This is a genomic window from Actinomadura citrea, assembly GCF_013409045.1.
Taxonomy (GTDB): domain Bacteria; phylum Actinomycetota; class Actinomycetes; order Streptosporangiales; family Streptosporangiaceae; genus Spirillospora; species Spirillospora citrea.
Genome location: NZ_JACCBT010000001.1, coordinates 8033716 through 8057055 on the forward strand (window position 1 = coordinate 8033716; position 23340 = coordinate 8057055).

The window sequence follows — 23340 nt, forward strand, 5'->3', positions numbered from 1 at the left end:
TGAGGACGACGACGGACAGTTTCACTTCAGCCTCCGGGAGGCCAGGATGCTGACCAGGTGCAGCAGGGTCTGGAGGACGGCGACGGCGGCGACCGCGACCATCAGGACGCGGACCGCGACGGGGTCGTCCCCGCCCGTGAGCGTGTCGATCACGGCGGCGGCGAGGATCAGCAGCGACAGCTCGACCGCGCCGATGATGCGGTGGAAGCGCAGCATGGACGCCGCCTGCCGGGCCAGCGCGATGCCGGTGGAGCGGGGCCGCAGCGCGCGGTCGCCGCCGGTCGGGTCGGCGGGCAGCCCGGACTTGGCGCGGGCGACGACGACGTTGTCGGTCTCCGCCTTGATCAGCGCGGCGCCGAGGGCGGCGAGCAGGCCGAGCTCGACCCAGCCGCCGTTCTCCCAGCCGCCCTGCGCCATGAAGCCGAGCCCGGCGAGCAGCGACACCTCCGACAGGTAGTGGCCGATCCGGTCGAGGAACACCCCGGCGACCGACGTCTGCCGCAGGTAGCGGGCGACCTCTCCGTCGACGCAGTCGAGCAGCAGGTAGACCTGGATGAGGAACGCGCCGGCGAGCGCCGTCCACAGCGGGTCGGCGGGCAGCGACACCGCGACGCCGGCGAGGACGCCGCTGAGCATCATCATGTAGGTCAGCTGGTTGGGGCTGAACCCGAGCCGCAGCGCGATCCACCCGAAGAACGGGGACAGGTCGCGCATGTAGAGGCGGCCCGCCCAGTGCTCCTCGTTGCGCCGGTCCTTCAGACCGGGCGGCTGGCCGTACCGGCGGATGTCGGCGATCCGCGCACCCTTGCGGTGCGGCCGGTGGTCGCCGCCCGGGGGCTCGGCGCCGCCGGATGGTTCGGGGGAGCCGGGGGGCTGCGGGGGTGGGTTCTGCCCGGACAGCTCAGCCTCCATGGGCCTGGACATACTCGTGCACCGCCTTGCGCGTCTCGTCCTCGTCGAGGCTGAGGTGTTCCAAGATCGTATAGCGGCCGGGGCGGGTCTGCGGGGCGTACCGCACCGCCTCCGCGAACTGCTCGGGGGACAGCCCGATGTCGGCCGGGAACCGGGGCAGTCCGTGCCGTCCGAGGCAGGTGAGGATCTCTTCGAGCCGCTCGTGCCCCGTGCCGAGCCGGGTGGCGCGCAGGTGGTAGCAGAACGCGGCGCCGATCCCGGCCAGTTCGCCGTGGTTGGCGGTGTCGGGGAAGAGGTGGTCGATCGCGTGCAGGATCTCGTGGTCGCCGCCGGACGCCGGGCGGGAGTCCCCGGCGAACGCCATCGCCATCCCCGACAGCACGAGCCCCTCGGCGAGGACGGTCAGGAACCGGTCCGAGTCGATCGAGCCGGGCTGGTGCAGCAGGGCCTCGGCGGCGGTGCGCGCCACGGTGAGCGCCATCCGGTCGACCCGCTCGCCGGTCTCCTCGGCGGCGAGGAGCCAGTCGTCCACGGCGGAGAAGTTGCTCACCACGTCGCCGATCCCGGCCCGGACGAGCCGGTCGGGCGCGGCGTGCACGTAGTCGAGGTCGACGATCATCGCCAGCGGCATCACGACGCCGAACGAGCCCTTGCCCTTGTCGTGGACGAGGGAGGCGACCGGCGAGCAGATCCCGTCGTGCGACAGGTTCGTGGCGACCGACACCATCGGGATGCCCGACAGCGTCGCCGCGTACTTGGTGGCGTCGATGGTCCGGCCGCCGCCGATGCCGACGACCGCCTCGTAGGACCCGGCGCGCAGCCGGGACCCCAGGTCGACCGCCGCGTCCACGGTGCCGCCCGCGACGTGGAACACCTCGCAGGCCGACAGGGACGGTCGGACGTGCTCGGCGATCTGGTCGCCCTGGCCGGGGCCGACGGCGATCGCGACGCGGCCCTCGGTGACGATCCGCCTGTCGGCGAGCAGTTCGCCCAGGGTCGCCACGGCTCCGCGCCGCACGTCGATGGAGAGCGGCGCGGTCAGCATCCGCGTCAGCAGGGGCATGGGCCTCCTCGCGTCGTGCCGGGCGTGCGGTCAGTAGCCCTTGGCGATCCGGCGGGCCTTCTCCAGGTCGTCGTGGTTGTCGACCTCGACCCAGTCGACCTCGCCGATGGGCGCGACGCCGATGCGGCCGCCGCGGTTCACGAGCTCCTGGTAACCGTCCTCGTAGTAGAGGTCGGGGTCGCGCTCCCAGGTGGCCTTGAGCGCGTCGGCCAGCGGCCCGGCGGCGGCCGGCTCGATCAGGGTGGCGCCGATGTACTCGCCGTTCGCGGTGGTGGGGTCCATGAGCTTGGTGATGGTCCGCAGGCGGCCCTCGGCGTCGAGGATCACCTTCATCTCCTCGTCGGCGAGAGTTTTCACGTCGTCCACCGCCAGGAGGATGTCCGGTCCGCGGTTCGCCAATAGGGTCTTCTCGACGCCCACCGGATGGACCGTGTCGCCGTTGACCATCAGGACGCCCTTGGAGAAGTGCTCCCGAGCAAGCCACATGGAGTAGGCGTTGTTCCACTCCTCGGCCTTGTCGTTGTGGACGAGCGTGAGTGACACGCCGTACCGCTCCTCGAGGGCCGCCTTGCGCTCGCGCACCGCTTCCGCGCGGTAGCCGACGACGATCACGACGTCGGTCAGCCCGACCTCGGCGAGGTTGCCGAGGGCGATGTCGAGGATGGTGGTCTCGCCGTCCACGGGGACCAGGGCCTTGGGGAGGGTGTCGGTGTACGGCCGCAGCCTCCGGCCCGCGCCCGCCGCCAGCACCATGCCGATCATGCTCTCTTCTCCCTCTCGCCGTGGGGGCCGTCCCCCACACCCCCGGACAACTTCTTCGTCAGGTCGATCGTCACTCCGCCGGCGCGGCCGTGCCGCGCCCACGTGGCGGCGCTCTCTCCGCCGGACAACACGCCAAGGTAGGCGGCCAGCGCCGCGTACGCGAACGGAAGCGGCGCGAACACCCCTGTGAAGGCGGTGAACAGCATCCGGCCCTCCCAGCCGAGCCCGGCGAGGCGGACCCACCGCGGCGGCCGGCGCCCCTGGCGGGTGCGGTAGGCGGCGTCGTAGTGGTGGAGCGCGAGAACCGTGAGCAGCACGTAGACGAGCGGCGCCGGGACTGCCCGCGCGTCCCCCAACACGGCGAGGTAACCATACTCGATCCCGCGCAGAATGGGCGGAACCAGCCAGTCCAGCCGCCCGGCGTGCGGGCTCTCGGACGCGGGCCCGGCCAGGAGCAGCACGACGAGCGGCGCGAACACCGCCGGTTCGGGCCCGAGGCGCGTTCCGGGCTGCGGCCCCGCCGCGAGCAGGACGCCCGCGGCGGCCGCCGCGAGGACGGCGACCGGCAGCGGCGGGAGCCTTCCGCCCGCCACCCGGCCGAGGGCGTGCGACAGCGGGCCGTCGTCGCGGTACGTCCGCACGGTCGTCATGGCGCCAGCGACCTCGCCACTCGTCCGCCCAGGGTCAGCGCGGCGGCGGCCGCGCCCCACGCGAGCAGGGCGGCGAACGTCAGCCGCGCGTCGGCGAGGGCGGCGGTGAGGGCGATCAGCGCGAACCGCTCCCCGAGCGGCAGCCGCAGGCTCTTGGCGGCCCGCCGCGCGGCCCCGCCCCGAAGCGGCCGGCCGCGCCGGGCCGGGCGGGCGCGGCGCGGGTGCCGGCCCGCCGCGTACGAGGCCGAGACCGTGTGGCGGACGGACAGCAGCGCCGCCGCGCCCACCGCCGGCCACCACGCGCTCGCCCCGGAGACCGCGGCCCCGGCCGCCAGACCCGCGTAGACGGCGAGCTCCCCGACGCGGTCGAGGACGGCGTCCGGCCGGACGGCGAACGGGCTCGCCCGGCGGCCGAGGCCCGCGCCCGCCTGCCCGAGGACGAGCGAGGCGGTCAGCAGCAGCGCGCCGGCGACGAGGCCGCTCCGCGCGCCGGCGGAGAACCACACCGCCGCCAGGCCCGCGAGCGCGAGCGAGGACGCCGACACGGCGCCGGCGGTGATCCCGCGCTCGGCGGCCCACCGGGCGACGACCGCGGCGCAGGGTCCGGTCACGTAGGCGGCGACGAGGCCGTCGCCGGGCTCGGCGCGGCCGCGCGGGCGCGCCCCCTCCACATCCGCATCCACGGTGTCCACGGCATCGGCGGCCTCTCGATCCGGGCGGTTGATCACGGGGTGGTCCGGTACGTTGAGCGTGACCGGCCGCTCACGCGCGGGCGCCTGATCCATCGGTGCCTCCGGGCCGGTCGAAGCAGAGCAGTGCAAAGCGTAGTGGCTCGAATACCTAGAGTCATGGAAACCGGGAAGAAATGGCGACGCGGACGGTTGCGGTGGTGCTCGCCGGCGGGGTCGGCGAGCGCATGGGCGCCGGGCGCCCCAAACAGCTCATGGAGGTCGGCGGGCGGCCGATCCTGGCGCACGCGGTCCACGCGTTCGACGCCCATCCGGGCATCGGCGAGGTCGTGGTGGTGATGGCGCCCGGGCATCTGCGCGAGGCGGCCGCGATCGCCGCGCCGTTCGGCAAGACGGCGGCGGTGATCGAGGGCGGTGCGACCCGGACCGCGTCCACGGTGGCGGCGCTGCGCCTGCTGGAGGACCGTCCCGACGACGTCCGCGTCCTGTTCCACGACGCGGCGCGCCCGTTCGTCGACCGCCCGGTCATCGACCGCGTGCTGGACGCGCTGGACGACGGGGAGGCCGTCGCGGTCGGCGTGCCGTCGTCCGACACGATCGTGGTGGTCGAGGACGGGACGGTCGCGTCGATGCCGCCGCGCGAGACGCTGACCCGGTTCCAGACGCCGCAGGGGTTCCGGCTCGGCACGATCCGCAAGGCCTACGAGCTGGCCCTCGCCGACCCGGGGCTGCGCGCCACCGACGACTGCGGGATCGTGCACCGCTACCTGCCGGACGTCCCGATCCGGGTCGTGGCGGGCAGCGAGCGCAACCTCAAGGTCACCCAGCCGCTCGACGCCGTCATCGCCGAACATCTCGCCAGCGAGGAAGCACCGTGATCTTCGAGAACACCCCCACCGTCATCGGCCACCGCGGCTTCGGATCGGGCGAGGTCACCCCGCCCGGGGCGCGGGAGGCCGTCGCCGAGAACACGCTGCCCTCGATGCTCGCCGCGGTGGAGGCGGGCCTGTCCTGGATCGAGATCGACGTGACGCGGACCGCCGACGACGTCCTCGTCCTGCGGCACGACCCGACGACCGTGGACGGCGACCACCTGGTCGACCTGCCCGCGACCGCGAGCGGCCTGCCGCTGCTCACCGAGATCTTCGACGCGCTGCCGGCGGACGTGGCGGTGGACGTGGACGTGAAGACCGTGCTGGAGGACGCGCTGGACGACCCGTCCCGCCGCACCGGCGCGCTCCTGGCCCCGGTGCTGAGGCGGGAGGCGGAGCGGCGCCGGCTGCTCGTCACGTCGTTCGACCCGTCGCTGCTGATGTTCCTGCGCGAGGAGGCGCCGGGCGTCCCGCTCGGGCTGCTGACGTGGCTGCGGTTCCCGCTGTGGCACGCCGTCCCTGCCGCGGCGGGCCTCGGGATGGACGTCGTCGCCGTGCACACCGGGTCGTGCGGCACCGAGCACCCCGACACGCGGCTGCGGCCGCTGGAGCACTGCGTGGAGATCGCGCACAAGGCGGGCCTGGAGGCGATCGCCTGGTGCCCGTCGGCCGAGGCCGCCCCGACCTACGCGGCGGCCGGGTTCGACGCGATGGTGGTCAACGACGTCCCCGGCGTGCTCGCGGCCGTCTAGACGCCGGCGGCGGGGCGCCGGCGGCCGGGGGTCAGCTCGGGCGGTTGCCGCCGTACATCTGCGTCCACTCGCCCGGAGGGTCCTCGTCGTCCGAGCCGCTCTTGGCGGGCGGCTCGGAGCGGGCGTCCTCGGCGCGCCGGGCTGGCGGCAGCGGAGGCGGGTTCGAGCCGGGCTGCCGCCCGTGCGGCTGAGCGGGCGGCTGCCCGTACTGCGGCCCGCCCTGCCAGGGCGGGCTCTGTCCCGGCGCGGGAGGCGGCTGGGGCGCGCCCATGGGCGCCTGGCCGCCGTGCATGGGCGGCGGGCCCATCGGCGCGGGAGGCGGTCCGCCGTACCGGGGCGCGGCGGCCGTCCGGGCCTTCCAGCGCGACGGCGCGAGCGAGGCGACCAGGAGCGCGACGCCCAGGAGCAGGAAGACCCCGTAGGGGGCGAGCGTCGTGTAGCCGAGGTAGAGCTCGCGGCTCAGCACGCCGCGTCCCGAGTGCTCGAACGCGAAGCGCGGCGCCGCGAGCCAGAGGAAGCCGATCGCCGTGTAGGCGGCTCCCGGGATCAGCGAGGCGAGCGGCGACACGCGCGACCCGGCGGCCAGGCCCACCAGCACCGCCGCCACCAGGACCACCCCGGCGCCGACCCAGCGGTCCTCGCCGCCCCGGGTGAAGAAGTACCGGAAGTACTCCGTGAACTTGGTCGTGCTGTACATCAGGCACAGCGCGATCACCGGGGTCACCACGAGCCCGATCAACACGCCGAGACCGTGGCGCGCTCCGTTGGACATGGCCACCTCCGAACTGCGGCGGGCGAGATCCCGCCAAACCTAACGGTCAGACGGGCCGCGCACCATGGCGGTTCGGTGGTGATCGTACTTTTCTGCCCGCTACTGGACGGTTTCGCCGGGTTTGATCGGGGCGGGCTGGCCGAGCCGCGGCGGGCTGGTCAGGAATCCGACGCCCCAGGTCACGTGCATGGTGGCGAAGACGAGCGGGAGCCGGATCCAGGCGGCCGGAGGCAGTCCGCGCCCCTCCACGGCGGCACCGGCGATCATCGCGGCCGCGTATCCGGCGGGCAGGATCCAGCCGGGCCAGAACCCGAACAGCCCCGCGACCACGCCCGCCGCCATCGCCACGACGGCGATCGGCGGCGCGAGGTAGCGCAGGTTGAGCGTGCCCTGGTGCTCGCGCCCGACGACGCGCCGCCAGCGCCCGGTGTGGAAGTACTGCCGGGCGAGGGCCCGCAGGTTGGGCCGGGGCCGGTAGGTGACGCGCATGCGGGGGGTGAAGTAGATGCGGCCGCCGCTCTGCCGGATGCGGTGGTTCATCTCCCAGTCCTGCGCGCGGGTGAACGTCTCGTCGTAGCCGCCGACGCGGTCGAGCGCGCTGCGGCGGAACGTGCCGAGGTAGACGGTCTCCACCTCGCCCGCCTCGCCGCCGGTGTGGAAGCGGGCGTTGCCGACGCCGAGCTTGGAGGTCATCGCGCGCGCCACGGCCTTCTCGAACGGGGTGACGCCCTCGGCCGCCATGATCCCGCCGACGTTGTCGGCGCCCGTCTCCTCCATCGTCTCGACGGCGGCGCGGACGTAGTCGGCGGGCAGCAGGGAGTGCCCGTCCACCCGGACGATGATCGAGTACTGCGACGCCTTGATCGCGATGTTGAGGCCCTGCGGGGTGCGCCCCGTCGGGTTCGCGACGACGATGACGCGCGCGTCCTCGGCGGCCAGTTTGCGGGCGATCTCCTCGGTGCGGTCGCGGGACGGCCCGATGGCGAGCACGAGCTCCAGTTCGCCCGGGTAGTCCTGGCTGAGGATGCGGCGTACGGCGTCGGTCAGGTGGCGCTCCTCGTTGAGGACCGGCATCACCACCGAGACGGCGGGCCACGTGCGCTGACCGGAGTCGGGAAGGGGCTTCACGGCGTAGCGGGTTTCCTGGTTCATGGCGCGCTGGGCATGGGGAGACGAATTCATGTGGGCTCGCGGGCGCACCCGTCCGGCGGACCGGAGGGAGGCGCCCCTTCCTCTCTCTTGCTCGCTTGTCTGACGCAGCCCACGCCACCCAGGTTTGCGCGCGGGCCGCCGGGGTGTGGTCAAGACGGCGCCACGTTACTGCAAGGACACGAGGTCCAGGTAGCGAACGGACGGGTGTCCCCCACTTTAGAGTGGTGTGGACTCGCGTCAGCACGTGATCATCGGGAGGCGGCGGCCGAAATGGCAGACGGGCACGACTCGGGTCGCGGCGACGCCGACCCCCTGGAGCGCTATTTCCGGCCGCGTCCCGGCGCCCACGCGGCCGAGGACGACGGCGACATCGAGGGCGTGACCATCGACGGGATGCCCGCGCCGCGCGTCCCGGTGGAGAGCCCGCGCGGGCCGCGCCGGCCCGGCCGGGGGCTGAGCCCGCGCGCGGCGACGAGCGCGCGAAGGCAGAAGCGCTTCCTCACCCTCACCGGGACGGCCTCGGCGTTCGTGCTGCTGACCTCGGGCGGCGCGTGGGCGTTCCAGAACTACGTCACCGGCATGATCGACAAGGTCTCGGTCGGCGGGCTCGGCAAGGGCAAGGACACACCCAAGGGCGCCATGACCATCCTGGTGGCGGGCGTCGACCGGCGCGAGGGCCTGACGAAGGAGCAGCAGAAGGCCGCCAAGCTCGGGCACGAGGCGGGCGAGCGCTCCGACACGATGCTGCTGGTGCACGTTTCCCGCGACCACGACAGCGTCTCGGTCGTGAGCCTTCCCCGCGACTCCTACGTGACGATCCCGGGGCACCGGTCCAACGGGTCGGAGGGCGCCAAGGGGACGCGGGTCCCGGCCCGTCCGGGCAAGCTCACCTGGGCCTACCAGTTCGGGGGGCCCGACCTCACCGTCAGCACGATCAAGCAGGCGACCGGCGTGTCGATCGACCACTACGTCGAGGTGAACTTCTACGGGTTCGTGCGCATGGTGGACGCGATCGGCGGCGTGGACGTGTGCACCGAGCAGGCCGTCGACGACAAGAAGAGCGGCCTGCGGCTCCCGGCCGGAAAGTCGCACGTGGACGGCCTGAAGGCGCTCGCGTTCGCCCGCGCCCGCTACTCCCTGACCGGCGGCAGCGACCTCGGCCGCATCGACCGCCAGCAGCAGTTCATGGCGGCGATGCTGAAGCAGGCGCTGTCGACGAAGACGCTCGGCGACCCGGTCAAGTCCACGAGGTTCCTGAACGCCTCGCTGAAGTCGCTGCGCGTCGACGAGAAGCTGGCCGACAACCTGCCGGGGCTCGCCGACCAGATGAAGAACCTCTCGACCGACGACCTCACGTTCGCGAAGGTGCCGCTCTCGAACCCGGCCTACAACGCCGTGCTGTGGAACGCGCCGTCGGCGCAGTCGACCGTCCAGTGGGACCAGCACAAGGCGCGCGACCTGTTCACCCGGCTCCGCCGCGACCAGCCGCTCGCGACGCAGAGCCCGAAGCCGAGCGCCACGCCGACGAAGAAGTCCGGGGACGAGCCGACGGTGCCGCCGGACGAGATCTCCGTCCGCGTCCTCAACGCGATCGGCACCCGCGGCCTGGCCACCAAGGCGGGCGGCGAGCTCCGCGAGGCCGGCTTCAAGGTGACCGTCGTACCGGGCGTGGCGCGGCGCGGGCAGCAGACGACGCAGATCCTCTACGGGCCGGGACGGGAGGACTCGGCCAAGACCCTCGCCGCCGCGATCCCGGACGCCAAGCGCAAGAAGGTCTCCTCGCTCGGCTCCCAGGTGCAGGTGATGGTCGGCGCGGACTGGGACGGCGCGGACTGGGCCGGCGTGAAGGAGGTCGAGGTGAAGGAGTCGCCGAGCGCGCAGCCGTCGGGAGGGTCCGCCATCGAGACCGGCACGGCCACCCAGAAGCTCTGCGGCTGAGCGGGACGGTCCCCGCCGCCGCCCCCGCCTTCTAGAATGCATTTCTAGTCGCGAGCGGGGAGGAAGCAGCATGGGCGAGGACGTGCCCGCCGAGTCGTTCTACGAGCCGCTCGGCGGCGGGAGGTTCGCCTCCACGGCCGCGACGGCGGGCCCCTGGTCGCCGGGCCTCCAGCACGGCGGGCCGTTCTCGGCGCTCATCGGGCGGGCCTTCGAGCGGCACGACCCCGCCCCCGGCACCCGGCTGGCGCGGGTCACGGTCGAGATCCTCAGTCCCGTGCCCGTGGCGGAGCTGGAGGTCGGCGTGCGCGTGGTCCGCCCCGGCAGGAGGGTCGCCTTCCTCGAAGGCGAGATCACGCACGAGGGGCGGCCGGTCGCCCGCGCGAGCGCCTGGCGGATCATGGCGGCCCCCTCCCGGCTGGAGCCCGTCGTGCACGCCGCCGCGCCGCCTGACCTGCCCGGGACGCCGGAGCCGTTCGGCGAGTGGGCGGGCATGCACCGGGACGGCTACCTGTCCGCGCTGGAGTGGCGGCTCGTCCGCGGCGCCTTCGGCGCGCCCGGCCCGGGGACGGTCTGGGCGCGGCCGCGGATCCCGCTGGTGGCGGGCGAGGCCGACACCCCCCTCGTCCGCGCGCTGACGCTCGCCGACAGCGCGTCCGGCATCGGCAGCCAGCTCGACCCGGCCGAGTGGCTGATCATCAACACCGACGTGACCGTCGCGCTGCACCGCGATCCCGTGGGCGAGTGGCTGTGCCTCGCCGCGTCCCTGGACGCCGCACCGGGCGGCAGCGCGCTCTGCCAGGGGACGCTCGCCGACCGCTCCGGCGAGCTCGGCCGCGTCCTGCAGACCCTCCTCGTGGACGAGCGCCCGCCCGGCTGAACGCGGCCCGGAAGAGCGGGATCGCCACTCTGTGTCACTATTCTGCTACTGTGAGTAGCGCCTGGGCGACAGAGAGCAGAGTTCCCACCTCGTCAGGAGTGCAGAGATGTCCACAAGGATGCTCGGCTTGCTCACCACGACCGCCGCGATCTCCGTGGCGCTCGGCGGCGGCGTCGCCGCCGCGAGCGTCGCGCGCACCATGCCGCCGCCGGCCCCGCCGCGCGCGAACGCCCCATCCGGCACCAACCCGGCGTTCGACATGGACCCGTTCACCGTGAACACGGCGTCCGAACCGGCACCGGTACAGGCACCGAACGCGAACCCGAACCCGGCGGCGAACCCGGCGGCGAACCCGGCAAACCCGGCGAACCCGGCGGCGAACGCCGAGCCGAAGCCGAACACCGCACCGGAGCAGGACGCCGCGGCCCCCAAGGGGACGTCCGAGGCCAAGGACGGCACCGACCTGAAGGCCTGCGAGGACGCGGAGTGTCAGGTCGAGGTCAAGGACGGTCAGACCATCACGTTCGACCCGAAGCTGGGGATGGACCCGCTGCACATCAAGATCGAGGGCAGCCGGGTGACCTTCTCCTCGCGCGGCCGCCACGGGGTGATGATCACCTCGATCGACGCGGCCTCGCCCCGTTCCAACGCCAACTACGACGGCCTCACGCTGCGGCCGCACCGGGCCAAGAACGGCGCCATGATCCTCGACATCTCGCACGACTGAGCCGGCGCACGGCGCTGAGACCGAGGGGCGGGCCGCACGGCCCGCCCCTCGACCGCGCCGCCGGGGGCTACTTCAGGAGCTGGCGGGCCATGACCATGCGCTGGATCTGGTTGGTGCCCTCGTAGATCTGGGTGATCTTGGCGTCGCGCATCATCCGCTCCACCGGGAACTCCCGCGTGTACCCGTACCCGCCCAGCAACTGCACCGCATCAGTGGTCACATCCATCGCCACATCCGAGGCCAGCGTCTTGCACGCCGACGACACGAACGTCAGATCCGGCACACGCTCACCCCCCATCGCCCGCTCGGACTTCACCGCCGCGTGATACGTCAACTGCCGCGCACCCTCCAACCGCATCGCCATATCGGCCAGCATGAACTGCACACCCTGGAAATCAGCGACCGCCCGACCGAACTGCCGCCGCTGCTTGACATACCCCACCGCGAAATCCAGCGCCCCCTGCGCGATCCCCAACGCCTGCGCCGCGATCGTGATCCGCGTATGGTCCAACGTCGCCAACGCCGTCTTGAACCCCGTCCCCTCAGCCCCGATCATCCGATCCGCCGGAACCCGCACCCCCTCCAGGACCACCTGACGCGTCGGCGACCCCTTGATCCCCAACTTGCGCTCCCTGGCCCCGAACGACACCCCCGCATCGGTCTCGGAATCCACCACGAACGCCGAGATCCCCCGCGCCCCCGCACCCGGCTCGGTCACCGCCATCACCGTGTAGAACCGCGACACCCCCGCATTGGTGATCCACATCTTCGCGCCGTCCAGCACCCAGTGATCCCCATCACGCACCGCCCGCGTCCGCATCCCCGCCGCATCCGACCCCGCATCCGCCTCCGACAACGCATACGAGAACATCGCCTCCCCCCGCGCCACCGGCCCGAGAAAACGCTCCCGCAACCCCTGCGACCCCGCCAGCAGAACCGGAACCGTCCCCAGCTTGTTCACCGCCGGAATCAACGAAGAAGACGCGCACACCCGCGCCACCTCCTCGATCACGATCACCGTCGCCAACGCATCCGCCCCCGCACCCCCGTACGATTCGGGCACGTGCACCGCATGAAGACCATTGGCCACCAGAGCGTCCAACGCCTCCTGCGGGAACCGCGACTCCTCATCCACCTCCGCCGCGAAAGGAGCAATCTTGGCCTCGGCCAGCTCACGCACCGTCCGCCGCAACAGCTCATGCTCCTCAGACGGCGCGTACGCGGGAAAGTCAGCATCCATGGCGCCGATGCTACCGGCCAGTAGGCAATGGCCGGCGACGCGGGTACCCGCCCGCAGCGGGCACGTGTCCAATAAGGCCGCTAGTCGGCGACAGCGAACGGAGAGGAGCAGGCCTTGTCCCACCGGCTGACGGTCATCGGAACCGGTTACCTCGGCGCGACCCACGCGGCGTGCATGGCCGACCTGGGTTTCGAGGTACTGGGTCTCGACGTGGACGAGGAGAAGATCGCGCGGCTCTCGGCCGGCGACCTGCCCGTGTACGAGCCGGGGCTCGAACCCGTGCTGCGCAGGGGGCTGGAGACCGGGCGGCTGCGCTTCACCACGTCCTACGAGGAGGTCGCGGAGTTCGGCGACGTCCACTTCCTGTGCGTGGGGACCCCGCAGAAGGCCGGGGAGTACGCGGCCGACCTGACCTACGTCGACGGCGCGATCGCGTCGCTGGCGCCGCTGCTGGAGCGGCCCAGCCTTGTCGTCGGCAAGTCGACCGTGCCGGTCGGGACGGCCGCGCGGCTCGGCGAGGCGCTCGCCAAGGCCTCCCCGGCGGGCGAGGACGCCGTGCTCGCGTGGAACCCCGAGTTCCTGCGCGAGGGCTTCGCCGTCCAGGACACCCTGCACCCCGACCGGATCGTGATCGGGCTGCCCCCCGAGCGGGGCGCCGCCGAGCACGCCGAGAAGGTGCTCCGCGAGGTCTACCGGACGATGATCGCCGAGGGGACGCCCTTCATCACCGCCGACTTCCCGACCGCCGAGCTGGTCAAGGTGTCGGCGAACGCGTTCCTCGCCACCAAGATCTCGTTCATCAACGCGATGGCGGAGGTGTGCGAGGCCGCGCACGCGGACGTGACGAAGCTCTCGGAGGCGCTGTCCTACGACGACCGGATCGGCGGCAAGTTCCTCGGCCCGGGGCTGGGGTTCGGCGGCGGCTGCCTGCCGAAGGACATCCGGGCCTTCATGGCCAGGGCGGGCGAGCTCGGCGCCGACCAGGCGCTGACCTTCCTGCGCGAGGTCGACGAGATCAACATCCGGCGCCGGATCCGGATGGTGGACCTCGCCCGGCAGCTGCTCGGCGGCTCCTTCGCCGGGCGGACGGTCGGCGTCCTCGGCGCCGCGTTCAAGCCGAACTCCGACGACGTGCGCGACTCCCCCGCGCTGGACGTGGCCGCCTCCATCCGCGCCCAGGGCGCCAGGGTGACCGTCTACGACCCGCAGGCCATGCGCAATGCGCGCCGCGCCCAGCCGACTCTGGAGTACGGCGAGTCGGCGATGTCGGCCGTCCAGGACGCGCACGCCGTCCTGCTGCTGACGGAGTGGGCGGAGTTCCGGGACATGGACCCGGCCACGGTCGCCGAGGCCGTGGCGGAGCGCAACATCGTGGACGGGCGCAACGCGCTCGACCCCGAACTGTGGCGCGCGGCCGGGTGGAACTACCGGGCCCTCGGACGTCCCTGACGCGGATCCAAAGCGGATCCAAAACGGAACTAAAGCGGCCGCGGGCGGTGTTGTGGCGGACATGACCACTGACTTCGCCGACCAGGCGGTGATCCGCCGCCTGCTGAACGAGTCGAGGACGTGGGCCTTCGTCGGCCTCGGGGACAACCCGGAGCGGGAGGTCCACAGCCAGGCGCGGCTGATGCAGCAGCGCGGGAAGCGGATCATCCCCGTGCACCCGGCGGCGCGGGAGGTGCTCGGCGAGAAGGGGTACGCCTCCCTCGCCGACGTCCCGGACGCCTCCGAGGTGGACGTGGTGGGCGTCTACCGCCGTGCCGAGCACGCCGGGCAGGCGGTGGACGAGGCGATCGCGGCGGGCGCCAAGGCGGTGTGGCTGCCGCTCCAGGTGATCGACGAGGCGGCGGCCCGGCGCGCCAGGGACGCCGGGCTCGACGTCGTCATGGACCGCTGCCCCGCCGTCGAGTGGGCGCTGCGGCGCTGAGCGATCCCGCGGCGGCGAGCGTGCTTCAGAGCCGCTCTCGCAGCCGCGCGCCCTTCGCCTTGGCCTGACCGTAGAGGTCCTGCTGGAACACCGTCATCTTGGCCCGCAGGTCGGTGTCGGAGGCGGCCAGGATCCGGACGGCCAGCAGCCCCGCGTTGCGGGCCGCGCCGACCGCCACCGTCGCGACGGGGACGCCCGCGGGCATCTGCACGATCGACAGCAGCGAGTCCATCCCGTCCAGGTACTTCAGCGGGACGGGCACGCCGATCACCGGCAGCGGCGTCACCGAGGCCAGCATGCCCGGCAGGTGCGCGGCGCCGCCCGCCCCCGCGATGATCACGCGGAGGCCGCGGGCCGCCGCGTCCTCCCCGTAGGCGATCATGTCGTGCGGCATGCGGTGCGCGGACACCACGTCGGCCTCGTAGGGGACGCCGAACTCCTCCAGCGCCCTGGCGGCGGCCTCCATCACGGGCCAGTCCGAGTCGCTCCCCATCACCACGCCGACGACCGGGTCGCTCACGCGCGCCTCCCCTCGAACTCGCTCACTGATGATCTTTCATGGCGGGGCCCCAGCGCAGGTAGTCGGCGGCGTGCCGGGCGCGCTCGCGGACCTCGGCGAGGTCGGCGCCGAGCGCGGTCACATGGCCGATCTTGCGTCCCGGACGGGACTCCTTGCCGTACATGTGCACCTTGACGCCCGGGTCGTGGGCCATCACGTGGATGTAGCGGGGGTAGACGTCCGGGTCGTCGCCGCCGAGGACGTTGGCCATCACCGTGTACGGGGCGGTGGGCTCGGTGGAGCCGAGCGGCAGGTCGAGGACGGCCCGCAGGTGCTGCTCGAACTGCGACGTCCGGGCGCCCTCGATCGTCCAGTGCCCGGAGTTGTGCGGGCGCATGGCGAGCTCGTTCACCAGCAGGCCGCCGTCCGTCTCGAAGAGCTCGACGGCGAGGAGGCCGACGACGCCCAGCTCGTCCGCGACGCGCAGGGCGAGGCTCTGCGCGCCGGCGGCGAGGTCCCTCGACAGGCCGGGGGCGGGCGAGATCACCTCGGTGCAGATCCCGCCCTCCTGGACGGTCTCCACGATCGGGTAGGCGGCGCCCTGCCCGTAGGGGGAGCGCGCGACGAGCGCGGCCAGCTCGCGGCCGAAGGCGACGTGCTGCTCCACCATCAGGTCGACGCCCTCGGCCTGCAGCCGCTCGGCGACCTCGGCCTCCGCAAGGTCGCCGACGACCCAGACGCCCTTGCCGTCATAGCCGCCGCGGGTGGACTTCAGGACCAGCGGCCAGCCGTGCTCGCGGCCGAACACCTCCAGGAACGCCCGCGGCTCGGGCGACGGGACGGGCGCGTAGGCGGGACAGGGAACGCCCAGCTCGGACAGGCGCTCGCGCATGACGAGCTTGTCCTGGGCGTGCGCGAGGGCGGCCGACCCGGGCCGGCACGGGACGCCCGTGGCCTCCAGCTTCTGGATGTGCGGCCCCGGGACGTGCTCGTGGTCGAACGTCACCACGTCGCAGCCCTGGGCGAAGGCCAGCAGGTCGTCGAGCGCGCGGTCGTTGCCGACCCGCACGTCCGAGACGACCCGGGCCGCCGACTCCTCCGGCGCCCCGGCGAGCACGCGCAGCGGCACGCCGAGCGCGATCGCGGCCTGCTGGGTCATCCTTGCGAGCTGCCCTCCGCCCGCCATCCCGACCACGGGCATCTCACGAACCTTCACGTCGAAAGGCTATCGGGCGGACGGGCGAACGAATCACGCGGCGTCCGCGTCGAAGGTGCGTGAGGATCATCAACGGTGTGTGGGCGGCTCCGCAGTGGGCACGGAACGGGGCGTGAGCGTGAAACGTTCATGTTCCGACGTCCCGGGGGCCACGGGCGTCTATCCTCGTGGTGCCTCCCCCGCAGTCGCCGGCCGCCGGCCGCGCCCCACAGTGCAAGCCCGGAAGGACGGTTTCGCTTCGTGAGCCTGGTCGCCAAGATCCACCGGCGTTTCGCGCACCTCGTGCGGGAACTGGCCCAGTTCGGCAGCGTGGGCGCCATCGCGTTCGTCATCACGTTCGCGATCGGCAACGGCCTGCACACCGGCCTGGGGGTGGGCCCGCTCACGTCCAACGGCGTCGCCACGGTGATCGCGACGACGTTCTCCTACCTGGCCAACCGCTACTGGACGTTCCGGCACCGCGACCGCACCGGCCTCGGCCGCGAGTACGTGCTGTTCTTCGCGCTGAACGGCGTCGGCCTGGTGATCACCGAGCTGTTCATCGGCTTCTCGCACTACGTCCTCGGGCTGGACGGCGCCGTGTTCTTCAACATCGCGCTGGTCGTCGGCACCGGGGTGGCGACGCTGTTCCGCTTCTGGTCCTACAAGAAGTGGGTGTTCCTGCCGGCGAGCGCCCCTCACGTCGACCCGGCGTCCGGGCTGCCCGAGGCCCCCGCGGACGAGCCCGCCCCCGAGGGCCCCGGCGCGACCCGCGCCACCGCCCCGGGCTCCGCGCCCCGGCTCCCGCACCCCCTCGACCGCACCGCCGAGGACTACGCCGAGATCTGACCGGAGCCCGGCCGGCTCTCAGGCGGGGCCCATGACCACGCGTTCGGCGGCCAGCCGGACCTCGGCGGCCTGGCGCAGGAAGACCCCGAACACCGCGGGACGCGACTGGATCAGCTCCAGGCGCCCGCCGTCCACCACCGCCAGGGAGCGGGCCAGGTAGAGGCCGAGGCCGGTGCCGAGGCCCCCGGAGACGCTGCGCTCGAAGATGCGGGGCTCCAGCTCCGACGGGATCCCCTCGCCCTCGTCGCCGACCTCGACCACCACCGAGCTCGCGCCCGGCTTGGTGTGGATGGTCACGATGCCGGCGCCGTGCGTCAGGGAGTTCTCCAGGAGCGTGGCGACGATCTGGGAGAGGCCCTCGGGGTGGGTCATGCCGACGAGGCCCTGCTCGCCGATGATCCGCACGTCCCGGCCGGCCTTGCGGAAGCTCGGCCGCCACTCCTCGACCTGCTGGGCGATGATCTCGTCGATCGGGGACGGGACGGCGCCGCCGGTCCGGTCGTGCCGGGCGCGGGCGAGCAGCTGCTCGACGACCGCGACGAGCCGCTCGGCCTGCGCGAGCGCCGCCGCGCCCTCCTCCCGTACGACGTCGGGGTAGTCGGCCGCCTCGATCATCTCCTCCAGCCGCATGGACAGCGCGGTCAGCGGGGTGCGGAGCTGGTGGCTGGCGTCGGCCGCGAACTCGCGGCTGGCGACCAGCAGGTCGGTGATGCGGACGGCGCTGCGGTCCAGCACCTCGGCGACCCGGTCGACCTCGGGGATGCCGTAGCGGCGCGGGCGCGGCCGGGCGTTGCCGCTGCCGAGCCGGTCAGCGGTCTCGGCGAGGTCGACCAGCGGCAGCGTCAGCCTGCGGGCCTGCACCATCGCCAGGCAGACCGTGACGGCCACGCCGAGCAGGGCCAGGCTGCCGACGAGCAGGAGCAGCCGCAACGCGGCGTCGCGGACCTGGGCCTCCGGGCGCGACACCCGCACCCGGACCCGGCCGTGCACGGCCGTCGACGACAGGACGCGCCCGCGCCGCTGCGGCCCGGCGGTGAGCGTCCGGCCGTCCGGCAACGTGATCGAGACGTGCCGGCCCGGGTACTCCCGGGCGAGGACCGCCGGGGTCACCGGCTGGCGCGCCTCCAGGCTGTAGCCGACGCCGCCGGCGATGGAGGACGCCTCCCGGTCGAGCGACCGGCCGGCCTCCTCGTAGACGAGCTTGTGCGCGGCGTAGGCGAGGGGTATGCCGAGCAGGAGCAGCGCGACCACCGCCACCGCGAGCGTCGACAGGAGCAGTCGGCGCCTCATCAGGGCTCCTTCGAGGGTGGGGCCGCGGACCGTGCGGCACGCGCCCCGGGGGCCTCTCGGGAAGGCCCCCGGCGTCCCGCCGGGCCGCGGCGGCCGGTGCTAGTCGCCGCGCTCGAACCGGAAGCCGACGCCCCGCACCGTGGTGATGTAGCGGGGACTGCCGGCATCGTCGCCGAGCTTGCGGCGCAGCCAGGAAATATGCATGTCGAGGGTCTTGGTGGAACCCCACCAGTTGGTGTCCCACACCTCGCGCATGATCTGTTCGCGGGTCACGACCTTGCCCGCGTCCCGCACGAGGACGCGCAGCAGGTCGAACTCCTTGGTGGTGAGCTGCAGCTCCTGGTCGCCCATCCAGGCGCGGCGCGACTCGGCGTCGATCCGCACCCCCTGGACGATCGGAGTCTCGGTGCTGCCCCGGCGCAGTAGAGCCCGCACCCGCGCGAGCAGCTCGGCCAGCCGGAACGGCTTGGTCACGTAGTCGTCGGCGCCCGCGTCCAGTCCGACGACGGTGTCGACCTCGTCGGCACGGGCGGTCAGGATCAGGATGGGCACGCCGTGCCCCTCGGCCCGCACCCGGCGGGCCACCTCAAGGCCGTCCAGTTCGGGAAGGCCGAGATCGAGGACGATCAGGTCCACGCCGCCCCCGAGCGCCCGCTCCAGCGCCTGCGGGCCGTCGGGACTGACTTCGACGGTGTACCCCTCGCGACGCAGCGCGCGGGCGAGAGGCTCGGAGATGGACGTGTCGTCCTCGGCGAGCAGTACTGAGGTCATGAACCGATCGTATGACCAATCTTGACCTTTGCACGGCTGCCGCCGCGCTCTTGACCTGCGGTTTGCCACTCGTAGTACATCCACGAACACCGCTTTTCGGGTGCGATCGGGAGGTAGGCCGTATCATGCCCGCAGTGCTGGGACCCCGGCCAGGTCGAGTACCGCGACCGAGGCGCCCGGCAGCACCACCGACGCCGTTCCGGAATCGCCGAGACCGACCGGGTCGAGGTGAATAGCCGGATCCGACGCGAGCAGCAGCCCCGGGGCGGCCCCGCCGGGACCGGGCAACGGAACCAGGACGGGCCGGTCGCCGAGGTTCGCCGCCACGCACACCGAGCCGCGCCGCACGGTCAGCCGGCGCGCCGCGACATCGGCCGCCTCACCGGCCGTCCCGTTGCCCGTCCCGTTGCCCGTCCCGTTGTCCGCCCCCTCGTGCGTCTCGACCGTCGTCGCGGTCAGCCGGGGGTCGTTCAGCTCGGGGCGGGAGCGGCGCAGCGCGATCAGGTCGCGGTGCCATCCGAGCAGGTCGGCGTGCGGCGGCCGGTCCGGTTCGGCCCAGTCGAGGACGGACCGGCGGAACGTGTCCACAGCCTGTGGATCGGGGACCTCGCCGCTCCAGCCGTGCCGGGAGAACTCGCGCCGCCGTCCCTCGCTGACCGCGCGTGCCAGTTCCGGGTCCTGGTGGTCGGTGAAGTAGCACCACGGGGTCGTCGCTCCCCATTCCTCGCCCATGAAGAGCATGGGCGTGAAAGGCCCGAGCAGGAGCAGCGCCGCACCGACTTTGAGCAGGCCGGGGGACGGCAGAAGGGCGCCGATGCGGTCGCCCGCCGCGCGGTTGCCCACCTGGTCGTGGTTCTGCAGGAAACCGAGGAATCTGTGCGCGGGCGTCTCCCGGACATTCACCGGACGGCCGTGGCGCCGCCCCCGGTAGGTCGACATCGTCCCGTCGTGGACGAACGCCCCGGTGAAAGCCTTCTTCAGCGTTTCCAGGGAGCCGAAGTCGCAGTAGTAGCCCTGCCTCTCACCTGTGAGCGCCGCGTGCAGGGCGTGGTGGAAGTCGTCGCTCCACTGGGCGTCCAAGCCGTATCCGCCCGCTTCCCTGGACGTCACCAGGCGCGGGTCGTTCAGGTCCGATTCGGCGATGAGGAACAGTTCCCGGCCAAGATGAGCCGAAAGCGCAGCCACGGCGCGTCCCATCTCTTCCAGGAGGTGGACCGCGCCGTGGTCGGTGATGGCGTGGACGGCGTCGAGGCGCAGTCCGTCGAAGTGGTAGTCGCGCAACCACATCAGCGCGTTCTGGACGACGAACGCGCGGACCTCGTCCGACCCTTCCTGGTCGAAGTTCACGGCGTCGCCCCAGGGGGTGGCATGGGCGCTGGTGAAGTACGGGCCGAAGCTTCCCAGGCGGTTCCCGTCCGGCCCCAGGTGGTTGTAGACGACGTCCAGGACGACGGCCAGGCCGCGCGCGTGGGCGGCGTCCACGAAACGCTTCAGACCGTCCGGGCCGCCGTAGGGCTCGTGCGGCGCCCAAAGGTGAACTCCGTCGTAACCCCAGCCGTGATTGCCGGGGAAAGACGCGACCGGCAGCAGTTCCACGGCGTCTATGCCGAGCGCCACCAGATGGTCGAGCCGCTCGATCGCCGCGTCGAACGTCCCCTCGGGCGTGAACGTGCCCACGTGCATCTCGTACAGGACACTGCCGGCGAGCGGGCGGCCGTGCCAGTGCTGGTCGGTCCAGGCGAACCGTCCGTGGTCGTAGACGCGGCTCCGCCCGTGGACGCCTTTGGGCTGCCAGGGCGAACGGGGGTCGGGCAGCACCTCGTCCGCCTCGTCCAAGACGAACCCGTAGTCCGTCCCATGAGAGACGTCCTCGACTTCGGCCTCCCACCATCCGGAGGACACCGAGCCGGAAGACCGCGCCTCCATGGCGTGACGGGCGCCGCCGGCCTCGACGTCCACGCGGCCGGCGGCCGGGGCCCACACCTCGAAACGGGTGCTCACCGATCGATCTCCCGGGGGACGAGCAGCGCGACGGGAAGGTGCTCGAACACACGCGAGGCGTCCAGGATCGGGCCCATGTGCGTGCAGCCGGTCAGGACGTCCCGCCAGCCCTGGCGGCGGACGTCCACGCGCGTGCCCTTCCAGCCGCCGCGGCCTTCCAGGCCCACGGGGAGCCGGGTGGCCAGCGCGACGGCCTCGCCCCGGGCGAACCCCACGACGTGGTCGGCGGCGGGCCCGCGCGCGGTGACCGGCTCATGCCGGGAACCGGGGCCGAACCACTCCGGATGGGACCGGCGCAGCCGCAGCGCCCGGGACGTGACCAGCAGCTTCTCGTCGTCCACTTCCTTCGGCTGCCGCCCAGTGTCGAGCCGGAACAGGTGCTCGCGGCGCCGCCCGTAGTCGACCGGCCGCCGGTTGTCGGGGTCGACCAGCGACAGGCCCGTCATCTCGCAGCCCTGGTAGACGTCCGGGACGCCCGGCATCGCCAGCTGGACGAGCTTCTGCCCGAGCGTGTTCACGCGCGCGTACGGGGCCAGCTTCGCGACGAACGACGTCATGTCGGTCACCAGGTCCGGATCGGCCAGGACGCCGCGAGCGTACTTCAGGACGGCCTCCTCGTAGTCGGGATCCTGTTCGGCCCAGGAAGTGCGCGTCTTGGCCTCGCGCATCGCCTTGGTGAGGAATTCCTCCAGTCGTCCGATGGTGAGCGGCCACGCACCGACGAGCGTCTGCCAGAACAGGTATTCCAGGTCCGGTTCCAAGGGTGATGTGCCGGGACCCCAGTTCCGCCACCGATCCACCGATGCGGCCCACTCCGCGGGCAGTTCCGACAACACCGCCAGCCAGGCGCGCACATCCTCCTCGCGCTTGGTGTCGTGGGTGGACAGCGTCGTCATCGTCAACGGCCAGTCGCGGGCAAGCCGTATGCAGAACGAGTGGAAGTCGGGCTGGCCGACGCTGAACCGCCCTGGCGCACCGCCGACCTCGTTCAGCGCGGCCATGCGGTTCCACCGGTAGAACGCCGTGTCCTCCACGCCCTTGGCGGCGAGCGGGGACGACGTCTGCTGGAACCGCACGATGAACTCGGCGTCAGTGCGCTCACCGCGGCCGAGGGCCAGATCCACGATGACCTCCAGGTCGCCGTGCATGTCCTCCGGCAGGTGCGCGCGCGCACGGCGGGCGGCCTCGTTCACGATGTCCACGGCCTGCTGGGGGGCGTCCTCCCCGGGCACGACGTACGCGCGGTAGACGGGCATGGCGACCAGCAGTTCGACCAGCGCCCGCTCAAGGCCGGGACGGCGCTCGCCCACGACCCGGTCGAGCACGCGCTGGAGCCGCCCGATCTCGGGGGTGAGGCTGTGCGTGGCGGCGTGCATCCGGGCGTCGCGCTCGACCTCCTCGAAGCCGGCCGGGGCGCCCGTGAGCGACACGTAGTAGTCGGTCAGCGGCTTCTCCCCGGCGGGGCCGAGGAACAGCCCGCCGATCATTCCGAGCGCGTCGTAGCCGGTGGTGCCCGCGCACGGCCAGTCCGGCGGCAGCCGCTCCTCCCCCTCGGTGATCTTCTCGACGAGCAGCCAGCGGTCCGGGGCGGCCTCGGAGAGCCACCGCAGGTAGCCGCGCGGGTCGGCGAGCCCGTCGGGATGGTCGACGCGCAGCCCGTCCACCAGGCCGTCCCGGACCAGGTTCAGCAGCAGCGCGTGCGTGCGCTCGAAGACCTCGGCGTCCTCCTGCCGCAGCCCGATCAGGCCGGAGATGTCGAAGAAGCGCCGGTAGTTGGGCTCGCCCTCGCCGGGCGGCACGATCCGCCCGCCGCCCGCCTCCCAGTCGATGTCGAACCACCCGGCGAACCGCGACCGCGGCCCCTCCGCCAGGACGTCCGCGAACGGCAGGTTCAGCTCGGCCGGCTCCGGGATCGCCATGTGGTTCGGGACGACGTCCACCAGCACCCGCAGGCCGTGCGCCCGGAACCGGGTCACCATGGAGCCGAACGCCTCGGGCCCGCCCAGCTCCTCCGACAGCCGGGAGTGGTCGACGACGTCGTAGCCGTGCGTGGAGCCCGGCGCGGCCTGCAGGACCGGCGACAGGTAGACGTGCGACACGCCGAGGGCCGCCAGGTAGGGGGCGAGCGCCGCGGCGTCGGCGAATCCGAAGTGCTCCTCGGGCGTCCCGCGGAGCTGGAGGCGGTAGGTGCCGGTCGGCGGCGCGGCGAGGGCGTCCTCCTCCGGGACGCCCCTGTCCACGTGTTCGGATGTCTCCGCCCGTTCGGGCCTGTGGTCCTCGGACACGGTTTCCTCGGGGGGTTCGGCGACGGGAAGCGGTTCCTCGGGGACGGGCTCGGCCTGCGTGCCGTCGTCCGCCGGCGCGCCCTCCGTCTGCGTGTCGTCGTCCATCTGCGTCAT

General features: G+C 72.8%; 22 protein-coding genes. 8 read left to right on the forward strand and 14 right to left on the reverse strand.

The annotated features are described in order from the left end of the window. Positions 1-21: 21 nt before the first annotated feature. The 5 genes from BJ999_RS36715 to BJ999_RS43860 are packed head-to-tail and all read right to left on the reverse strand — an operon-like array spanning position 22 to position 4172. A complete protein-coding gene (locus tag BJ999_RS36715) occupies positions 22-912 on the reverse strand; it encodes a CDP-alcohol phosphatidyltransferase family protein (RefSeq protein WP_179837505.1) in 891 nt (296 codons plus the stop codon). Continuing rightward, positions 902-1957: an iron-containing alcohol dehydrogenase family protein gene (locus BJ999_RS36720; RefSeq protein ID WP_179839060.1), complete on the reverse strand. Its 1056-nt coding sequence runs from the start codon at positions 1955-1957 to the stop codon at positions 902-904. Before BJ999_RS36720 ends, BJ999_RS36715 begins: the two co-directional genes overlap by 11 nt. Positions 1958-2005: 48 nt before the next feature. Then, the gene (locus BJ999_RS36725; RefSeq protein ID WP_179837506.1) at positions 2006-2737 is read right to left on the reverse strand and encodes a phosphocholine cytidylyltransferase family protein; all 732 of its coding nucleotides are present in this window, start codon (positions 2735-2737) and stop codon (positions 2006-2008) included. Continuing rightward, the gene (locus BJ999_RS43855; RefSeq protein WP_179837507.1) at positions 2734-3387 is read right to left on the reverse strand and encodes a DUF5941 domain-containing protein; all 654 of its coding nucleotides are present in this window, start codon (positions 3385-3387) and stop codon (positions 2734-2736) included. Before BJ999_RS43855 ends, BJ999_RS36725 begins: the two co-directional genes overlap by 4 nt. Further along, positions 3384-4172, reverse strand: a complete 789-nt coding sequence (locus BJ999_RS43860; RefSeq protein WP_179837508.1) for a DUF5941 domain-containing protein — start codon at positions 4170-4172, stop codon at positions 3384-3386. Before BJ999_RS43860 ends, BJ999_RS43855 begins: the two co-directional genes overlap by 4 nt. An 80-nt stretch (positions 4173-4252) precedes the next feature. Between BJ999_RS43860 and ispD the strand changes: the two genes are divergently transcribed. After that, on the forward strand, positions 4253-4954 hold the full coding sequence (ispD, locus tag BJ999_RS36740; RefSeq protein WP_179837509.1) for a 2-C-methyl-D-erythritol 4-phosphate cytidylyltransferase: 702 nt from the start codon (positions 4253-4255) through the stop codon (positions 4952-4954). Further along, on the forward strand, positions 4951-5700 hold the full coding sequence (locus BJ999_RS36745) for a glycerophosphodiester phosphodiesterase (protein ID WP_179837510.1): 750 nt from the start codon (positions 4951-4953) through the stop codon (positions 5698-5700). Before ispD ends, BJ999_RS36745 begins: the two co-directional genes overlap by 4 nt. Positions 5701-5731: 31 nt before the next feature. Here the strand turns inward: BJ999_RS36745 and BJ999_RS36750 are convergent, their stop codons facing one another. Both BJ999_RS36750 and BJ999_RS36755 read right to left on the reverse strand, forming a co-directional pair. Further along, positions 5732-6472 (reverse strand): hypothetical protein, encoded by a 741-nt coding sequence (locus BJ999_RS36750; RefSeq protein ID WP_179837511.1) that lies wholly within the window; start codon positions 6470-6472, stop codon positions 5732-5734. Positions 6473-6571: 99 nt separating this feature from the next. After that, positions 6572-7624, reverse strand: a complete 1053-nt coding sequence (locus BJ999_RS36755) for a glycosyltransferase family 2 protein (RefSeq protein WP_179837512.1) — start codon at positions 7622-7624, stop codon at positions 6572-6574. Positions 7625-7894: 270 nt separating this feature from the next. Here BJ999_RS36755 and BJ999_RS36760 point away from each other — a divergent pair, with 270 nt between their 5' ends. The 3 genes from BJ999_RS36760 (at position 7895) to BJ999_RS36770 (ending at position 11166) form a co-directional block, all read left to right on the forward strand. After that, entirely contained in the window at positions 7895-9562 is a 1668-nt protein-coding gene (locus BJ999_RS36760; protein ID WP_179837513.1) for an LCP family protein, read from the forward strand. Positions 9563-9632: 70 nt separating this feature from the next. Continuing rightward, positions 9633-10439, forward strand: coding sequence for a thioesterase family protein (locus BJ999_RS36765; protein ID WP_179837514.1), 807 nt, complete (start codon positions 9633-9635; stop codon positions 10437-10439). 106 nt (positions 10440-10545) lie between these two features. Then, the gene (locus BJ999_RS36770; RefSeq protein WP_179837515.1) at positions 10546-11166 is read left to right on the forward strand and encodes a hypothetical protein; all 621 of its coding nucleotides are present in this window, start codon (positions 10546-10548) and stop codon (positions 11164-11166) included. Positions 11167-11233: 67 nt separating this feature from the next. Here BJ999_RS36770 and BJ999_RS36775 read toward each other — a convergent pair whose 3' ends face one another. Then, positions 11234-12406, reverse strand: a complete 1173-nt coding sequence (locus tag BJ999_RS36775) for an acyl-CoA dehydrogenase family protein (protein WP_179837516.1) — start codon at positions 12404-12406, stop codon at positions 11234-11236. 114 nt (positions 12407-12520) lie between these two features. Between BJ999_RS36775 and BJ999_RS36780 the strand changes: the two genes are divergently transcribed. Both BJ999_RS36780 and BJ999_RS36785 read left to right on the forward strand, forming a co-directional pair. Further along, entirely contained in the window at positions 12521-13855 is a 1335-nt protein-coding gene (locus tag BJ999_RS36780; protein ID WP_179837517.1) for a UDP-glucose dehydrogenase family protein, read from the forward strand. 61 nt (positions 13856-13916) lie between these two features. Beyond that, positions 13917-14336 carry a CoA-binding protein gene (locus BJ999_RS36785; RefSeq protein WP_179837518.1) on the forward strand — a complete coding sequence of 140 codons (420 nt, stop codon included), beginning with the start codon at positions 13917-13919 and terminating at the stop codon, positions 14334-14336. A gap of 25 nt (positions 14337-14361) precedes the next feature. On the opposite strand, the gene purE is transcribed toward BJ999_RS36785, so the two are convergent. Next, on the reverse strand, positions 14362-14829 hold the full coding sequence (purE, locus tag BJ999_RS36790; RefSeq protein ID WP_179839061.1) for a 5-(carboxyamino)imidazole ribonucleotide mutase: 468 nt from the start codon (positions 14827-14829) through the stop codon (positions 14362-14364). A 49-nt stretch (positions 14830-14878) separates the two neighbouring features. Then, positions 14879-16036: a 5-(carboxyamino)imidazole ribonucleotide synthase gene (locus BJ999_RS36795; protein ID WP_179839062.1), complete on the reverse strand. Its 1158-nt coding sequence runs from the start codon at positions 16034-16036 to the stop codon at positions 14879-14881. Positions 16037-16291: 255 nt separating this feature from the next. Between BJ999_RS36795 and BJ999_RS36800 the strand changes: the two genes are divergently transcribed. Further along, entirely contained in the window at positions 16292-16879 is a 588-nt protein-coding gene (locus tag BJ999_RS36800) for a GtrA family protein (RefSeq protein WP_229810743.1), read from the forward strand. Positions 16880-16897: 18 nt separating this feature from the next. Here BJ999_RS36800 and BJ999_RS36805 read toward each other — a convergent pair whose 3' ends face one another. The 4 genes from BJ999_RS36805 to treY all read right to left on the reverse strand — a co-directional run bounded on the left by BJ999_RS36805 (position 16898) and on the right by treY (position 23331). Then, the gene (locus BJ999_RS36805; protein ID WP_179837520.1) at positions 16898-18169 is read right to left on the reverse strand and encodes an ATP-binding protein; all 1272 of its coding nucleotides are present in this window, start codon (positions 18167-18169) and stop codon (positions 16898-16900) included. A 99-nt stretch (positions 18170-18268) separates the two neighbouring features. Beyond that, positions 18269-18940: a response regulator transcription factor gene (locus tag BJ999_RS36810; protein WP_019629095.1), complete on the reverse strand. Its 672-nt coding sequence runs from the start codon at positions 18938-18940 to the stop codon at positions 18269-18271. Positions 18941-19063: 123 nt separating this feature from the next. Continuing rightward, on the reverse strand, positions 19064-20941 hold the full coding sequence (gene treZ / locus BJ999_RS36815; RefSeq protein WP_179837521.1) for a malto-oligosyltrehalose trehalohydrolase: 1878 nt from the start codon (positions 20939-20941) through the stop codon (positions 19064-19066). Beyond that, on the reverse strand, positions 20938-23331 hold the full coding sequence (gene treY / locus BJ999_RS36820) for a malto-oligosyltrehalose synthase (protein ID WP_179837522.1): 2394 nt from the start codon (positions 23329-23331) through the stop codon (positions 20938-20940). The genes treZ and treY overlap by 4 nt, the downstream gene beginning before the upstream one ends. Between the last annotated feature and the right edge of the window lie 9 nt (positions 23332-23340).

What these genes read in the sequence shown, in the direction of transcription:
- BJ999_RS36715 (WP_179837505.1), bottom strand. Translation starts at nt 912, where the DNA reads ATGGAGGCTGAGCTGTCCGGGCAGAACCCACCCCCGCAGCCCCCCGGC.
- BJ999_RS36720 (WP_179839060.1), bottom strand. Translation starts at nt 1,957, where the DNA reads ATGCTGACCGCGCCGCTCTCCATCGACGTGCGGCGCGGAGCCGTGGCG.
- BJ999_RS36725 (WP_179837506.1), bottom strand. Translation starts at nt 2,737, where the DNA reads ATGATCGGCATGGTGCTGGCGGCGGGCGCGGGCCGGAGGCTGCGGCCG.
- BJ999_RS43855 (WP_179837507.1), bottom strand. Translation starts at nt 3,387, where the DNA reads ATGACGACCGTGCGGACGTACCGCGACGACGGCCCGCTGTCGCACGCC.
- BJ999_RS43860 (WP_179837508.1), bottom strand. Translation starts at nt 4,172, where the DNA reads ATGGATCAGGCGCCCGCGCGTGAGCGGCCGGTCACGCTCAACGTACCG.
- ispD (WP_179837509.1), top strand. Translation starts at nt 4,253, where the DNA reads ATGGCGACGCGGACGGTTGCGGTGGTGCTCGCCGGCGGGGTCGGCGAG.
- BJ999_RS36750 (WP_179837511.1), bottom strand. Translation starts at nt 6,472, where the DNA reads ATGTCCAACGGAGCGCGCCACGGTCTCGGCGTGTTGATCGGGCTCGTG.
- BJ999_RS36755 (WP_179837512.1), bottom strand. Translation starts at nt 7,624, where the DNA reads ATGAACCAGGAAACCCGCTACGCCGTGAAGCCCCTTCCCGACTCCGGT.
- BJ999_RS36760 (WP_179837513.1), top strand. Translation starts at nt 7,895, where the DNA reads ATGGCAGACGGGCACGACTCGGGTCGCGGCGACGCCGACCCCCTGGAG.
- BJ999_RS36765 (WP_179837514.1), top strand. Translation starts at nt 9,633, where the DNA reads ATGGGCGAGGACGTGCCCGCCGAGTCGTTCTACGAGCCGCTCGGCGGC.
- BJ999_RS36770 (WP_179837515.1), top strand. Translation starts at nt 10,546, where the DNA reads ATGTCCACAAGGATGCTCGGCTTGCTCACCACGACCGCCGCGATCTCC.
- BJ999_RS36775 (WP_179837516.1), bottom strand. Translation starts at nt 12,406, where the DNA reads ATGGATGCTGACTTTCCCGCGTACGCGCCGTCTGAGGAGCATGAGCTG.
- BJ999_RS36785 (WP_179837518.1), top strand. Translation starts at nt 13,917, where the DNA reads ATGACCACTGACTTCGCCGACCAGGCGGTGATCCGCCGCCTGCTGAAC.
- purE (WP_179839061.1), bottom strand. Translation starts at nt 14,829, where the DNA reads ATGGGGAGCGACTCGGACTGGCCCGTGATGGAGGCCGCCGCCAGGGCG.
- BJ999_RS36795 (WP_179839062.1), bottom strand. Translation starts at nt 16,036, where the DNA reads ATGCCCGTGGTCGGGATGGCGGGCGGAGGGCAGCTCGCAAGGATGACC.
- BJ999_RS36805 (WP_179837520.1), bottom strand. Translation starts at nt 18,169, where the DNA reads ATGAGGCGCCGACTGCTCCTGTCGACGCTCGCGGTGGCGGTGGTCGCG.
- BJ999_RS36810 (WP_019629095.1), bottom strand. Translation starts at nt 18,940, where the DNA reads ATGACCTCAGTACTGCTCGCCGAGGACGACACGTCCATCTCCGAGCCT.
- treY (WP_179837522.1), bottom strand. Translation starts at nt 23,331, where the DNA reads ATGGACGACGACACGCAGACGGAGGGCGCGCCGGCGGACGACGGCACG.